The following is a 14,213-nucleotide window of genomic DNA, read 5'->3' on the forward strand; positions in this document are numbered from 1 at the left end:
ATACTTCTTAAACAACATTTTTTTTACTCATTTACCGTTTTTTTAGGACCTTTACGAACAACAGTAGACATCATTTTGATTTTAACACCAACGCCAGAAGGCATTCTCATTTGAGAAACTGCTTCTATAAAAGCAGATGTAGCTTTAATTCTTAACATACGTTTATATTCAGTATGAAAAAATTGCTCTCTCGATGTTTTATCAATATGAACTCCACGGTTAACAGTATAAAGTCTTTTTTTTGCAGGCAAAGGAATAGGCCCTTCAACTTTAACTTTTTGATGTTTAGCTAAAGCAACCAATTCTTTCACAGCAAATTCAACGTCTTTTGTTTCGTAAGCCTTCAATATAATATAGACTCCATTATTTTCCTTCATTGAAATTCATCCTAAGATAAATGTTACAATAATCTTTAAAAATATACAACAGAAGTCAATAAAAACTGCCGAAGAGATGAATCGAACATCCGACCTTTTGATTACGAATCAACTGCTCTACCAACTGAGCTACTCCGACTTATCTGTAAGTTATCATATGAAAATAAAATATAAAAGTTTTTTAAATAAAGTTTAAGTTTTTTGCTATATTGTAAAAATCTAAATAAGGATCATTAATTTTAAAAAAAGAAATTCCTAAATCTTGAGCCACTTTTTGATCAACAAAACTATCTCCAATTAATAAAATTTCATCTTTTTTATGAAAGTTAAACTGATTCATTGCGTATTCAAACATACTTAAAGATGGTTTTGGGTCAAATTGTTCACAAGTTAAAATCAAATCAAAAGGATTAAAATCTTTTAACTCTCTCAAAATTGATTTCTCAGTTCCGTTACTAACAACAACTTGAATTGCACCAGATTTAAGAAAATCGTTAACAAGAAACCAAGCATATGGAATTTTCACCCCTTTGTTTTTTTTGAGCTTAGTTTTTATAAAAAAAGCATCCTTAAAATTTAAATTATCAAAATCTAAATCAGAAGACACCTCACCTTTTTGTATTAAATTTTTTAAGTAAACATTATATAAAAGACTATCAGAAAACAAAGTTTCCATCCAATCCCAAAAAACAAACTTAAAATTCATTGAAACTCAACAGAAACCAACTTAAACATTTTATTAATAAATTTTGATGAAATTTCTTGTTTATAATGATTAGAATACATTGAAAGAACAGTGAAATCATCATTACTATCGGTTAATTCTCCAATAAACATATATCCATTATTATCAACAATCATAAGAGTATCACCGTTTTGATAAGAAGCAAATGAATCAAAATATAAAATATCACCCATTTTGTATCTAGGAGTATTATTGTTATTACAAGCATAAATAGCGAATCCAAAATCTGATGAAGAAAGTTTTGGTGGTCTAAAAACATAGTCCATAGCAGAAGTTAATATTATGACAGAATGAGGATTGTCTGTTACATCAAGCCCCTCGCTAATTACCCTATAAAGAGGCAAATTTTTTTTAAAACCATTTTCACTTGCAAAAGTTTCAACAATATCTTCTGCAGAACCACCTTGAAAAAAAGCATCTTCCTTGCAATTTAAAGCTAGCGCTAATTTACTGATGATTTCTGTGTTCAATCTTCGTGCCCCAGCCTCTAATCTAGAAATATAAGAAGGAGATAAACCAGATAATTTACTTAAATCATATAAAGTATATTCCTTTTTTTTGCGCAAGGCCCTTAAAACTTTAGCATTTCTTTGAACAACAGAATTTACATCTTTTTTACCCTCAACACAAAAATCAATAACCTCGTCACTTAAAGCACTATTTGTTAAATTCATACCATTTTCCCCCTTAGGCATAAAAGCATTCTATCAAAACAGATAATTATTATCAATATAACAAAAAAACCTTTTGAACAATCTTTTTTTGCCGAAATTTTCAACATTATTTATAGTTCTTGTTCTAAGCCAAAAAAAATTTTTTTATCTAAATTTAAATTACTACTCATAATCATTTCTCTATATCTACGATATTGTATTCCCTTCCAATAAGAAGCAAATATCTTTGCTTTTGTGTTTATATATGGAGCCCCACAATTACAATTTCTACAAATACGAAATAAAACATCTTCCAAAAACGCATCTTTTTTAGTTTCAATAAAATTTTTCAAACTTAATAACATACCTCCTTTAATAAAGGTATGCCTATTGTAATATAAACTTTGTAAAGAAATTTGTATATTTAAAGGTAGTTTTTCAAAAAAAGGCATAAAATGAATAATTTCGCCTCTAAATTGTTTCAAAATGAATGATAAAATTTTTTTACTATCTTCTTCAGTTATTATTTTTTGTTTTTCTTCAATTTGTTTTAAAAGATTTTGTTTTAAATTTTTAATATCAACATTAATTTGACTCAAAACAGTAATTCCAAAATCAGTAAATTGTAAGTTGTTTTTGTTCGTTAATGCAAAGCCTGCTCCAATTGTTACTCTTCCTTCTGGACAAACATAAGGATATAAAGTACAAGATTCGCTCATTAAAATAAAATTTATCAAAGTTTCTTCATAACTATCATTAGTTAAAGAATCACGAAGTTGTCTTACTTTTTTTAATAAATACATTTGATAAGGCCATGTTTTTTTGTCTTTTTCATCAAAAGAATTTTTATTTAAAATATTATCATATGATGCAAAATAAATTGGAGTACACAATTTTAAATTCATATATAACAGTATATAAAAAACACCCTAAAACATTCCAAGATTATTTTTATTTAAACAAAAAAACTAAAAAATTTAGTCAAACAAAAACCAAAAACAAAGTCTAAGATAAAGAAAAAAAAGCAAAAAAAAAGCAACATTACTACCACACCAACCACATATATTGTTGTTTGATTTATGTCTGGATATTGTAACTGAAAAAATTCATTCTTTATATTTGTAAAAAAAAACAAAACATCTTTGAAAAATTTTGTAATAAAACCCATAAGAAAATATTAATCTATATTACACGAAAAATCAATGATACTATTAGAATAAATGGTAAAAAAAATTGATCTTCTAAATTTTAAAAAACATGCAAAAAAAGAAGTTTTTTTAGATAATAAAATCGTTTTAATTCATGGTAAAAACGGCTCTGGCAAAACTTCTATTTTAGAGGCTTTAAGTCTTTTTAATTCTGGAAAAGGCATTTTTAATTTGCAAAATGAAAATTTAATTTCTAACCAAAAAAATTTTTTTAATATTCAACTATTCACTGAAAACGCTAATTTTATTGTTAAATATCAAAACAAAAAAAAGGAAATTTTTATTAATAATTCTTTATCTTCTTCTAGTAATTTACTTGAGCATATTTCAATTCTTGGTCTAACTCCTTATAATTCTTTGGGTTTTTGGTTCGATGTTTCTCTGCGTAGAAAAATGTTTAATAGAGCTATTTTGCAGCATTATCCTAGCTATGGAACTTTTTATAGTAAATATAATAAAGCTTTAAAACAACGCAATTTACTTATTAATAATTCAACTTTTAATTATAATTGGGAAAAAGTTTTGGATCCTATTATTAAGGAAAATGGCTTAAAAATCAATAAAATACGAGATGATTTTATAAAAAAAATAAATAATTTTAACAATCAATTAATTTATGATTTTTTAAAAGAAAATGTTTCTATTATAATTGATCCTTCTTTTGAAGAACAAGAAAAAATTTTATTGCAGCCATTACCTAATAATTTTATTGGACCTCATTTATCTAAGTTTTACCTAAAAACCAACGAATCTGGCTTATCCACAGGACAACAAAGAAAAGCTCTTTTATCCTTCTTTTTGATTAGTTTAAATTTAAGTTTAGATAAAAATAACTTATTACTTTTAGATGATGTTTTTGCAAATTTAGACGATCAAAATATGTATGACTTTATTAATCTTTTGGACTCTCAAAATATTCAAACGGTTATTACTCATACATGTAAAATTGACCATCCAAAAATTAAAAACATAGAATTATCTTAAGAAAAGTCTTAAAAAACGTTCAAAAATCATTAAAAAACACTTAAAAAACGTTAAATTTTAATAAAAAAACGGGCTTTTTTTTATTAAAAATCTTATTAATCTTCAAAAATACACTTAAAATTTGGCTTTAGTTGATATCCTAATGCATTATCTAAAACATGAAATCCATTTGATTCTATACAGGCTCTAATTTTATCTGCTTCTTTATAATCTTTTAACTTTTTTGCTTCTAGTCTTCTGTTTGCTAATTCTTTGATTTCTTCTGTTGGTTCATTTATCTTTACTTCTAAACCTAATAATTTTAACAGGCCTGCCAACATTTTATACTCTTCTTTGTTTTTTGTTTTTATAGCTTCTGCTAATCTTGTTTCAAAATTTGCAAAAAAACCTGGTGTGTTTAAATCGTTTAACAACTCGTTTAAATCATTTTCTGAAAATATTTCTGTTGCTTCTTTGAAATAATATCCTAAATGCATTATCCAATTGCTGAATTTGATAGCAAACGCTTTCATGTTTTCATCATCCCATGAGAGAATATGTCTATAATGGGTATTTAACATATAAAACTTTAAGAACACTGGATCATATTTCTTAAACGCTTCTGATAGTAAAATTATATTTCCAATAGATTTCGACATCTTTTCTTTTCCCAATACCAACATTGCATTATGCATCCAATAAGTTGGACCTGATACTACTCCGCAACATCCGTAATTTTGTGCTTGTTCATTTTCATGGTGTGGAAACAATAAATCTGATCCTCCTGCATGAATATCAAACTTTTCTCCTAGAAATTTTTTACTCATTGCACTACATTCTATGTGCCAACCTGGTCTTCCTTCTCCCCATGGACTTTTCCAATATGGTTCGTACGTTTCTTTACTTGGTTTCCATAGCACAAAATCATATGGATCATCTTTTGATTCATTAACTGCTATTCTTTTGCCTTCTATTAAACTATCGTTTTTGCTTAAACTTCCGTATTCTTTTAATTCTGATACATCAAAAAAAACCGTGCCTTGTTTTTCATATGCATATCCGTTTTCTATTAATTGACCAACAAATTCGATGATTTCTTTTACTGTATCTGTTGCTCTTGGTTTATATGTTGGGTCTAATAAATTAAGTTTTTTACAATTTTCTAAGTATGATGCTTCCCAATATTGTGCTACTTCTTCGCTTGTTTTTCCTTCTTCTTTTGCTCTGTTTATTATTTTATCATCTATATCTGTTATATTTCTTGCATATATTACTTCTGGATATATGGCTTTTAAAACTCTATATAAAACATCAAAAGATATTGCTGATCTAGCATTTCCTATATGAATTTCGTTGTAAACTGTTGGGCCACATACATACATCTTGATAGAACTTGCATCTATTGGTTCAAACACTTCTTTCTTATTCGTTTTTGAATTGTAAATCTTTAATTTCATATTAAAAGGTTAATATATCATTTCTTTATAATCAATAAACCGTTTGTTTTTTACTTCTTTTAAATGTTTTTTTTATCTTTTTTTTAGATATTAATGAATTTTTAATTGAATGCTAATAATATTTTTACATGTCTACTTTTAGGTCTTTTTTGGAATATTATGAAAATGAAATGAATTACCTTATAGAATCTGGTAAAGAATTAAAAAAACAATATCCTTTGATGAGTAATTTAGATTTTTCTAATGACTCTAATGATCCTGATGTTAAAAAGCTAATTGAGGGTACTGCTTTTCTAAACGCTAATTTACAAAAAAGAATTGATGAAAAAAACGTCGAGTTTTCTCAAGAATTGCTAAATAGTATTTATCCTTATTTTAACAGGCCCACTCCTTCTGTTTCTATTTTTCAAATTAATGATTACAGAAAAGTTTGTGTTGTTCCTCAATATACTTCTATTACTTCAAAATATTCTAATTCTGATAATGAAAAATTTAATTTTCTTACCACTTCTTCTATTAGAACTTCCGCTTTTGAAGTTGTTGATATAAAAAAAACTTCATCTAATGATTTACCAAAAAATGTTGCTAAAATCACTGATACAGCTATTGAAATTTTTTTACATCGTTTGTTTGATGAAACCGAAAAAGAAATTGTTTTTTATATAAATAAAATGGAACATTCTGCTTGTTTAATTTATGAATCACTTTTATCTTTTTTTAAAGATCAGCCGACTCCCGTTTTTGAAAACTCTGAACAAATTGGTGAGCTTGATTTTGCTGATGACCAAATGATTATGCCTTTTTTGAAAAATGAAAATAATTGCTATAAATCTGTTATCGAATTTAATGTTTTTAAAGAAAAATTCTTATTTTTTAAAGTTAAGCTTAATAAAGCACCTTATAAATCTATTCAAATTCCTATTCGTAACAACAAAAGCATTAATGTTTCTAAAAACAGCTTTTTATTGAACTGCGTTGTTGGCGTTAATTTAGTTGAAAAAATTTCTGATCCTATTAATATTACTCACAAAAAATTTAGATATAAACTTTTTATTAAAAACAACACTGATATTTATTCTATTTTTAATCTTAGAAATTTAAATGATCCTGATCAAAAATTCATTAATTATTTTTCCTTAGATTTTCCTAACAAAACCGAAAAAGATGTTTTATGGTATTATAAAAAAGATAACAATATTAATTCTTCTACTTTTTTATATTTTTTTGATGATTCTATGGAGCCTAAAACAATTTTTGCTAAAATGCTTTGCACTCAAAATAACGCTAATGAAATTATTGCTGATAATGAAGAGTGGAATGTTAATTACTATAATTTAAAAGCTAGTAACCTTAAAAAACCAACTAAATATTTTTCTAACTCTAATTATTCTGATGCTCAAAGAAAACTAATTGGTCACTTAAACATTAATTATTTTGGTTTAGATAGTGATAATACACTTCAAAAATTAAAAGAATTATTTCATATTTATTCTAATTATTCCTCTTCTTATCATTTTTTGAATTCTATTTCTGATATTAAATTTGAAAACAAAATGATTCCTTTCAACGGCTTTATGCTTCCTAAGGTTTTTATAACTTTAACATTAGACTCTGAACCAAAAGCTTTTTTGCTTGCTAGGGTTATTTCTAAATTAATAAAATCAACTATTCCTATCAATAAAAAAGTTAGTTTAACTTTAATTAAAAGTGAAAATGGTGAAATTTGGAAAGAATGGGATCTTAACTAAGGAGAATTAAAATGAACAATAACGCTTTACACAATCTTTATCAATCTTTACTTGATAAACCTTATCATTTTTCTTTTTTTCAAGCTTGTTTTTTGCTTGAAAAAATTCATCAAGATAAACACAAATTTGCTTCTGGCTTTGCTTTTTCTGAGCCTATAAGGCTTGTTCCTTATATACATGCCTCTACTCCTCATAGTTCTTGTATTAAATTTAATTCACTTCGAAATACTTTTCATATTAATTCTCCTGCTTTAATTGGTTTTAATGGTGTTTTACCTTCTTTTTACGCTGAAACTATTTTTTTTCAAGAAAAGCAAAATAATTTTTATTTTTCTGATTTTTTTAATATTTTTCATCATCGATATTATTCTTTAAAATATAAATTGGAAAAAAAATACACTCAAACATTACAAAATAGAGAAAAAGCTTTTTCTGAGGCTTTTAATATTTGTGGTTTAAGTAATTTTAGGTATAAAAAACAATTTACTCCTTTTTTATCTGTTTTAACAATGAAGAACAAATCTAAAGAAGGTTTGAAAAATTTATTAGAAGGTTTGCTTAAAATTAATATTGATATTTGTGAATTTCAAGAGAAATGGTTTGATATTCCTAAAAAACATCAATTAAAAATTGATCGCTCTCCTTTAGTTAACAAAGCCCTTGGTTCTCAGACTAAGGTTCATTTTGCTTCAATAAAAATTATATTTTGGTTTGAAAATTTTGAAAAATATATTGAATATTTAGATAATGAAAACAAACAAAAAGAAATTAAAGATGTTATTAAATATTTTTTAAATGGAGAGCTCGAATATAATATTCAATTAAAAATTAAAAAAGCCCCTTCTAAAACTTTCAATTTTATTCAACAAAACAGACTTGGACTAACCACTTGGATTTAAATATATTCTGAAGATGATAAATTAGAAAAAGCAGTTGTTGTTTCATCAAAAAACAAAGTAACAGAACCTATTGGCCCATGTCTTTGCTTGGCTATTATTAATTCTGCTAAATTATTAATTTTCGACATTTTTAGTTGCCATTCTTGCATTTTTTCAGAACCTGGTTGTGGTTTTTTTCTTGATTCATAATAAGCTTCTCTATATATAAACATTACTATATCTGCGTCTTGCTCTATCGAACCAGATTCTCTTAAATCTGCCAATTGTGGTTTTTTATCTTCTCTTTGTTCTACCGCTCTAGACAATTGCGATAGTGCTATTATTGGTATATTTAATTCTTTTGCTAAGGATTTTAATCCTCTTGTTATTTCACTTAACTCTTGAACTCTATTTTCACCAGCTTTATCTGATCTTAATAGTTGCAAATAGTCTATTACTATTAAACCTATTTGCTCCTTCTTCATTAATCTTCTTGCTCTTGTTCTTAAACCCGCCATCGTTAATGCTGGAGTATCATCTATAAACAAAGGCACGTCATATAATTCTTTTGAAATTGAACTAATTTTTTCAAATTCTTTTTGACTAATTATTCCTTTTCTTATTCTATCTGACGAAATGTTCGCTTCTTGGCCTAAAATTCTTAATCCTAATTGTTCTGCAGACATTTCTAATGAAAAAAAACAAACTTTTGAACCTAATTTTGTGCAAGCTTGTTTTGCTGCATTAAAAGCAAAGCTTGTTACCAAAGCGGTTTTTCCCATGGAAGGTCTTCCTGCCAAAATAATTAAATCTGATTTATGAAAACCACCTAAATGTTGATCCACCTTTTCTAATCCACTTGTTATACCAATTAAAGAGTGTTGCTGTGATGCATCATAGGCTTTTTTTACCACTTCTTCTAATACAAACTGAAAAGTGTGCGTTTGTATATTATTTTCCATATTTTGTAATTGAAATATTTTTAGTTCTGTATCATCAATAATTGATTTTATAGAAGTATCTGCTGAAAATTTTTGACATACCTCTATACAATCTGTTGAAATATTAATCATAGATCTTCTTAAAAAAAGTTCATAAACATATTGTGCATTAGAGGTAATATTAGCTATTGGACCAATGTTGGTTACCAAATTCACCCAATATTCACCTCCACCGGCTTCTTTTATTATTTCATTATCTTTAAAAATTGGAGCAATTGTAATTGGGCTTGCTAAAGAACCTTTAGAAATGAATTTCAAAATAATTTCAAAAATTTCTTGATTTATTTTATAATAAAAGTGCTCTTTTTTTAAAAAAGCTATCTTTTCATACAATAAATTATTGTATAGCAAAGCACCTATTACTAATTGCTCAGCTTCTAAATTTGATGGAATATAATCTAACATAAATAAATAATCATATAATAATAAAAAGTTAAAAAGAAAAAATGAAAAAAAACTAAGCAGAATGTGTAAAAAACCAATCGGGTGATTAGTATCAATTAGCTAAATACCTCACAGTACTTACACACTTGACCTATCAACGTAGTCATCTTCTACGACCCTAATGGGGAAGATTTATCTTGAGGCTGGTTTCTCATTTATATGCTTTCAACGATTATCCATTCCATACTTAGCTACCCAGCATTGCTATTGGCATAACAACTGGCACACCATAGGTATGTCCACCCCGGTCCTCTCGTACTAAGGGCAGATCCTCTCAATCTTCCAACGCCCACGGCAGATAGAAACCGAACTGTCTCACAACGTTCTGAACCCAGCTCATGTACCACTTTAATTGGCGAACAGCCAAACCCTTGGGACCTTCTCCAGCCCCGGGATGTGATGAGCCGACATCGAGGTGCCAAACCTCCCCGTCGATATGAACTCTTGGGGGAGATCAGCCTGTTATCCCCAGCGTACCTTTTATCCGTTGAGCGATGGCCCTACCATACAGAACCACCGGATCACTATGACCTACTTTCGTATTTGCGCGACTTGTCTGTCTTGCAATTAGGCAGGCTTTTGCCATTGCACTCATACAGCTGATTTCCAACCAGCCTGAGCCTACCTTCGCACGCCTCCGTTACTTTTTAGGAGGCGACCCTCCCAGTCAAACTACCCACCATACAGTGTCCTGGCTCCGGATTCACGAAGCTCAGTTAGGTATCTAATATATTAAGGGTGGTATTTCAAGGTTGTAATTCATGCTAGCCAAAGCCAACACTTCCAATACTCCCACCTATCCTACGCATAATATACCAAACACCACTGTAAAGTTGTAGTAAAGGTGCATGGGGTCTATTCGTCTAACCATGGGAACCCCGCATTTTCACGGGGAATTCAATTTCGCTGAGTTGATGTTGGAGACAGCGGAGCAGTCGTTACGCCATTCGTGCGCGTCGGAACTTACCCGACAAGGAATTTCGCTACCTTAGGACCGTTATAGTTACGGCCGCCGTTTACTTGGGCTTCAATTCAAAGCTCTCACTTCTCCTCTTAACCTTCAAGCACCGGGCAGGCGTCAGACTCTATACTTCAACTTTCATCTTTGCAGAGTCCTGTGTTTTTGATAAACAGTCGCTACTCCCATTTCTGTGCCACTATATCTCTATAGTACCCCTTCTCCCTAAGTTACGGGGTAATTTTGCCGAGTTCCTTCAACATCATTCTCTCATTCGCCTCGGTATACTCTACCAATTCACCTGTGTCGGTTTAGGGTACGGTCATTGTTAATCGCTATTTCCTGGGACCTTATCAACCATATTCACAATCCAATAAGCAAATACAATCTTTAAGATCCGTCACTTTTTTTTAACACGGCTTAGGAATATTAACCTAATTTCCATCGACTACGGCTTTCGCCCTCGCCTTAGGGACCGGCTTACCCTGTTCGGACAATCCTTGAAACAGGAACCCTTGAATTTTCGGCGGGCAAGTTTCTCACTTGCCTTAAGTGCTACTCATGTCAGCTTTCTCACTTCTGATACCTCCAGAAAGCCTCACAACTTTCCTTCAGCGGCTTACAGAACGCTCCGCTACCATATCTTCATTGAAGATATCCACACCTTCGGTGTATTGCTTTAGCCCCGTTAAATTTTAGGCGCAGATAAACTTAGATTTAGATCAGTGAGCTATTACGCTTTCTTTAAAGGATGGCTGCTTCTAAGCCAACCTCCTGACTGTCTTGGTTTATCCACCTCCTTTTCCACTTAGCAATAACTTGGGGACCTTAGATGGTGGTCTGGGCTCTTTCCCTCTCGACTATAGACCTTAGCGCCAATAGTCTGTCTAGCTGTGCTTATACGCTTTGGTATTCGGAGTTTGATTAACTTTGGTAAGAATCTCTTCCCCCTAGGTTATTCAGTGCTCTACCCCCAAAGGGCAACACACAACGCTCTACCTAAATAGATTTCGCGGAGAACCAGCTATTTCCGAGTTTGATTAGCCTTTCACCCCTAACCACAAATCATCCAAGAATATTGCAACATTCACTGGTTCGGCCCTCCAACGCACTTTCGTACGCCTTCAGCCTGTTCATGGTTAGATCACTCGGTTTCGGGTCTTATCCGTAAAACTAATCGCCCTATTAAGACTCGCTTTCGCTTCGCCTACACCTAACGGCTTAAGCTCGCTTCACAGATAAACTCGCTGACTCATTATGCAAGAGGTACGCCGTCACTGGACTTTACCAGCTTCGACTGCTTGTAAGCATTCGGTTTCAGGATCTTTTAACTCCCCTGTTAGGGGTTCTTTTCACCTTTCCCTCACGGTACTAGTTCACTATCGGTCATCAAGGAGTACTTAGGCTTGGAGGATGGCCCCCCCATATTCAAACAAGATTTCACGTGTCTCGCCCTACTTAATATGATTAAAAAAACAATCTCTTACGGGACTATCACCCTATATAGTTCTTTTTTCCAAAAGATTCTGATTTCATTTTTAAAATTCGCCAAACCCGCTTTCGCTCGCCACTACTCACGGAATCTCAATTGATTTCTTTTCCTCTCGTTACTTAGATGTTTCAGTTCACGAGGTTTGCTTCTACAAAGTAGATATCGTCTAAAACGATGGGTTTCCCCATTCGGAGATCTGTAGATCTAAGGTTATTAACACCTCCCTACAGCTTATCGCAGTTTTTCACGTCCTTCATCGCCTCTTGATGCCAAGGCATCCACCAAATGCTCTTACATGTTTTTCACACACTCAGCTTAAATTTTTTTCATTTTTTCTTCATTTTTAACTTTAATTATGGTGGAGGTGACCGGGATCGAACCGACTACCTCTTGCGTGCAAAGCAAGCGCTCTCCCAACTGAGCTACACCCCCTAAATGGTGGGCCAGGGAAGACTCGAACTTCCGACCTCACGCTTATCAAGCGTGCGCTCTAACCAGCTGAGCTACTGGCCCCTTACACCACAAAAGCAAAAGATAATAAAGCCAGTTGTCCTTCCCTAGAAAGGAGGTATTCCAGCCGCAGGTTCTCCTACAGCTACCTTGTTACGACTTAACCCCAGTCACCAACCTCACCTTAAACAACTGCCTCCCGAAGGTTAGCTCATCATCTTTAGGTGAAGCCAATTCCCATGGCTTGACGGGCGGTGTGTACAAGACCCGTGAACGTATTCACCGCTGCGTGCTGATCAGCGATTACTAGCGATTCCAACTTCATGTTCTCGAGTTGCAGAGAACAATCCGAACTGAGACGGCTTTTTAGGATTGGCTCAGAGTCACCTCTTTGCAACCTATTGTGGCCGCCATTGTAGCACATGTGTAGCCCAGCTCATAAGGGGCATGAGGACTTGACATCATCCCCACCTTCCTCCAGTTTATCACTGGCAGTCTTTCTAAAGTTCTCAGCTTAACCTGTTAGCAACTAAAAATGGGGGTTGCGCCCGTTAAAGGACTTAACCCAAAATCTCACGACACGAGCTGACGACAGCCATGCACCACCTGTGCAAGATCCGGCCGAACCGACACCTTATTCTCATAAGGCTATGATCTTCATGTCAAGAGCTGGTAAGGTTTTTCGCGGATTATCGAATTAAACCACATGCTCCACCGCTTGTGCGGGTCCCCGTCAATTCCTTTGAGTTTTAGTCTTGCGACCGTACTACTCAGGCGGATTGCTTATCGCGTTAGCTTTAACACTGAGAATTAAACATTCCCAACGTTTAGCAATCATCGTTTAGGGCGTGGACTACCAGGGTATCTAATCCTGTTTGCTACCCACGCTTTCGTGCCTCAGTGTCAGTAGTGTTCCAGAAACTCGCCTTCGCCTCTGGTGTTCCTCCTCATATCTATGAATTTCACCTCTACTTGAGGAATTCCTGTTTCCTCTCCCACACTCAAGTTTTTCAGTATAAAACGCCATACCCAGATTAAGTCCAGGCCTTTAACATCTCACTTAAAAAACCACCTACGCACCCTTTACGCCCAATTATTCCGAGCAACGCTTGCTCCCTCCGTCTTACCGCGGCTGCTGGCACGGAGTTAGCCGGAGCTTCTTTTTCTGTTACCGTCATTATCGTCACAGACGAAAGAACTTTACAACCAAATGGCCTTCATCATTCACGCGACATCGCTGGATCAGGGTTTCCCCCATTGTCCAATATTCCTCACTGCTGCCTTCCGTAGAAGTCTGGGCCGTATCTCAGTCCCAGTGTGGCTGATCATCCTCTCAAATCAGCTACGGATCATAGACTTGGTAGGCCATTACCCTACCAACAATCTAATCCGACATAGACTTCTCCTTCAGCGGTCCGAAGACCTTTCCTCTTTCGAGCTTATGGGGTATTAATCACAATTTCTTGTGGGTATCCCCCTCAAAAGGGCAAATTTCTATGTATTACTCACCCGTCTGCCACTAAAATTTTACCGAAATAAAATTTTCGTTCGACTTGCATGTGTTAGGCGTGCCGCTAGCGTTCGCTCTGAGCCAGGATCAAACTCTCAAAAAAAAGACGTTCAACTTGTACAAAATTTTCTTTTAAAAAAGAAAATCCAAAGTGTCAACGTTTTAAATAATATATAAACATCGACAACTGGCTTTATTATCTCTTACTTTTTCATAACTTAAATCAACTTAATTGCTTTCGCAACCTTACGTTGTTTATTCTGCACTAAAACAAAAAACTCGTCAACCCCTTTTTTCAAAATAAATTAAATTTTATTTTTATAGCTTTT

10 protein-coding genes, 3 tRNA genes and 2 rRNA genes are annotated in these 14,213 nt (G+C 32.5%); 3 read left to right on the forward strand and 12 right to left on the reverse strand.

From position 1 onward, the window contains the following. Nucleotides 1-23 precede the first annotated feature (23 nt). From rpsJ to AAHM83_RS02855, 6 genes are all read right to left on the reverse strand, one after another. Complete coding sequence (gene rpsJ, locus AAHM83_RS01005; protein WP_342262166.1) at nucleotides 24-377, reverse strand: 30S ribosomal protein S10; 354 nt, start codon at nucleotides 375-377, stop codon at nucleotides 24-26. A 66-nt stretch (nucleotides 378-443) separates the two neighbouring features. Next, a tRNA-Thr gene (locus AAHM83_RS01010) sits at nucleotides 444-516 on the reverse strand. 42 nt (nucleotides 517-558) lie between these two features. Then, nucleotides 559-1,083 carry an HAD-IA family hydrolase gene (locus AAHM83_RS01015; RefSeq protein ID WP_342262167.1) on the reverse strand — a complete coding sequence of 175 codons (525 nt, stop codon included), beginning with the start codon at nucleotides 1,081-1,083 and terminating at the stop codon, nucleotides 559-561. After that, on the reverse strand, nucleotides 1,080-1,796 hold the full coding sequence (locus tag AAHM83_RS01020; protein ID WP_342262168.1) for a helix-turn-helix transcriptional regulator: 717 nt from the start codon (nucleotides 1,794-1,796) through the stop codon (nucleotides 1,080-1,082). The genes AAHM83_RS01015 and AAHM83_RS01020 overlap by 4 nt, the downstream gene beginning before the upstream one ends. A gap of 110 nt (nucleotides 1,797-1,906) precedes the next feature. Next, entirely contained in the window at nucleotides 1,907-2,680 is a 774-nt protein-coding gene (locus AAHM83_RS01025; protein ID WP_342262169.1) for a hypothetical protein, read from the reverse strand. Between the two features lie 50 nt (nucleotides 2,681-2,730). Continuing rightward, nucleotides 2,731-2,943 (reverse strand): preprotein translocase subunit SecE, encoded by a 213-nt coding sequence (locus AAHM83_RS02855; RefSeq protein WP_425286486.1) that lies wholly within the window; start codon nucleotides 2,941-2,943, stop codon nucleotides 2,731-2,733. Nucleotides 2,944-2,995: 52 nt separating this feature from the next. Here AAHM83_RS02855 and AAHM83_RS01030 point away from each other — a divergent pair, with 52 nt between their 5' ends. Continuing rightward, a complete protein-coding gene (locus AAHM83_RS01030; RefSeq protein ID WP_342262170.1) occupies nucleotides 2,996-3,967 on the forward strand; it encodes an AAA family ATPase in 972 nt (323 codons plus the stop codon). A gap of 95 nt (nucleotides 3,968-4,062) precedes the next feature. Here the strand turns inward: AAHM83_RS01030 and cysS are convergent, their stop codons facing one another. Then, on the reverse strand, nucleotides 4,063-5,403 hold the full coding sequence (gene cysS / locus AAHM83_RS01035) for a cysteine--tRNA ligase (RefSeq protein WP_342262171.1): 1,341 nt from the start codon (nucleotides 5,401-5,403) through the stop codon (nucleotides 4,063-4,065). A gap of 128 nt (nucleotides 5,404-5,531) precedes the next feature. On the opposite strand from cysS, the gene AAHM83_RS01040 reads away from it, so the two are divergent. Then, nucleotides 5,532-7,151 (forward strand): type VI secretion system baseplate subunit TssF, encoded by a 1,620-nt coding sequence (locus AAHM83_RS01040; RefSeq protein ID WP_342262172.1) that lies wholly within the window; start codon nucleotides 5,532-5,534, stop codon nucleotides 7,149-7,151. 11 nt (nucleotides 7,152-7,162) lie between these two features. Further along, nucleotides 7,163-8,050, forward strand: a complete 888-nt coding sequence (locus AAHM83_RS01045) for a type VI secretion system baseplate subunit TssG (protein WP_342262173.1) — start codon at nucleotides 7,163-7,165, stop codon at nucleotides 8,048-8,050. Here the strand turns inward: AAHM83_RS01045 and AAHM83_RS01050 are convergent. The 5 genes from AAHM83_RS01050 to AAHM83_RS01070 form a co-directional block, all read right to left on the reverse strand. After that, nucleotides 8,047-9,435 (reverse strand): replicative DNA helicase, encoded by a 1,389-nt coding sequence (locus tag AAHM83_RS01050; RefSeq protein ID WP_342262174.1) that lies wholly within the window; start codon nucleotides 9,433-9,435, stop codon nucleotides 8,047-8,049. The genes AAHM83_RS01045 and AAHM83_RS01050 overlap by 4 nt on opposite strands. 64 nt (nucleotides 9,436-9,499) lie before the next feature. After that, a 23S ribosomal RNA gene (locus tag AAHM83_RS01055) occupies nucleotides 9,500-12,229 on the reverse strand. A gap of 51 nt (nucleotides 12,230-12,280) precedes the next feature. Continuing rightward, a tRNA-Ala gene (locus tag AAHM83_RS01060) sits at nucleotides 12,281-12,356 on the reverse strand. Between the two features lie 4 nt (nucleotides 12,357-12,360). Further along, nucleotides 12,361-12,437 (reverse strand) — tRNA-Ile (locus AAHM83_RS01065). A 48-nt stretch (nucleotides 12,438-12,485) separates the two neighbouring features. Beyond that, a 16S ribosomal RNA gene (locus AAHM83_RS01070) occupies nucleotides 12,486-13,987 on the reverse strand. The 16S and 23S rRNA genes sit together here with 2 tRNA genes alongside, the layout of an rRNA operon. Nucleotides 13,988-14,213 lie beyond the last annotated feature (226 nt).

Source organism: Alphaproteobacteria bacterium endosymbiont of Tiliacea citrago (genome assembly GCF_964031065.1).
In the GTDB taxonomy this organism is placed as follows: domain Bacteria; phylum Pseudomonadota; class Alphaproteobacteria; order CAJXXZ01; family DAHXLG01.

Coding starts and splice junctions, on each gene's coding strand:
- rpsJ (WP_342262166.1), bottom strand. CDS start 377: ATGAAGGAAAATAATGGAGTCTATATTATATTGAAGGCTTACGAAACA.
- AAHM83_RS01015 (WP_342262167.1), bottom strand. CDS start 1,083: ATGAATTTTAAGTTTGTTTTTTGGGATTGGATGGAAACTTTGTTTTCT.
- AAHM83_RS01020 (WP_342262168.1), bottom strand. CDS start 1,796: ATGAATTTAACAAATAGTGCTTTAAGTGACGAGGTTATTGATTTTTGT.
- AAHM83_RS01025 (WP_342262169.1), bottom strand. CDS start 2,680: ATGAATTTAAAATTGTGTACTCCAATTTATTTTGCATCATATGATAAT.
- AAHM83_RS02855 (WP_425286486.1), bottom strand. CDS start 2,943: ATGGGTTTTATTACAAAATTTTTCAAAGATGTTTTGTTTTTTTTTACA.
- AAHM83_RS01030 (WP_342262170.1), top strand. CDS start 2,996: ATGGTAAAAAAAATTGATCTTCTAAATTTTAAAAAACATGCAAAAAAA.
- cysS (WP_342262171.1), bottom strand. CDS start 5,403: ATGAAATTAAAGATTTACAATTCAAAAACGAATAAGAAAGAAGTGTTT.
- AAHM83_RS01040 (WP_342262172.1), top strand. CDS start 5,532: ATGTCTACTTTTAGGTCTTTTTTGGAATATTATGAAAATGAAATGAAT.
- AAHM83_RS01045 (WP_342262173.1), top strand. CDS start 7,163: ATGAACAATAACGCTTTACACAATCTTTATCAATCTTTACTTGATAAA.
- AAHM83_RS01050 (WP_342262174.1), bottom strand. CDS start 9,435: ATGTTAGATTATATTCCATCAAATTTAGAAGCTGAGCAATTAGTAATA.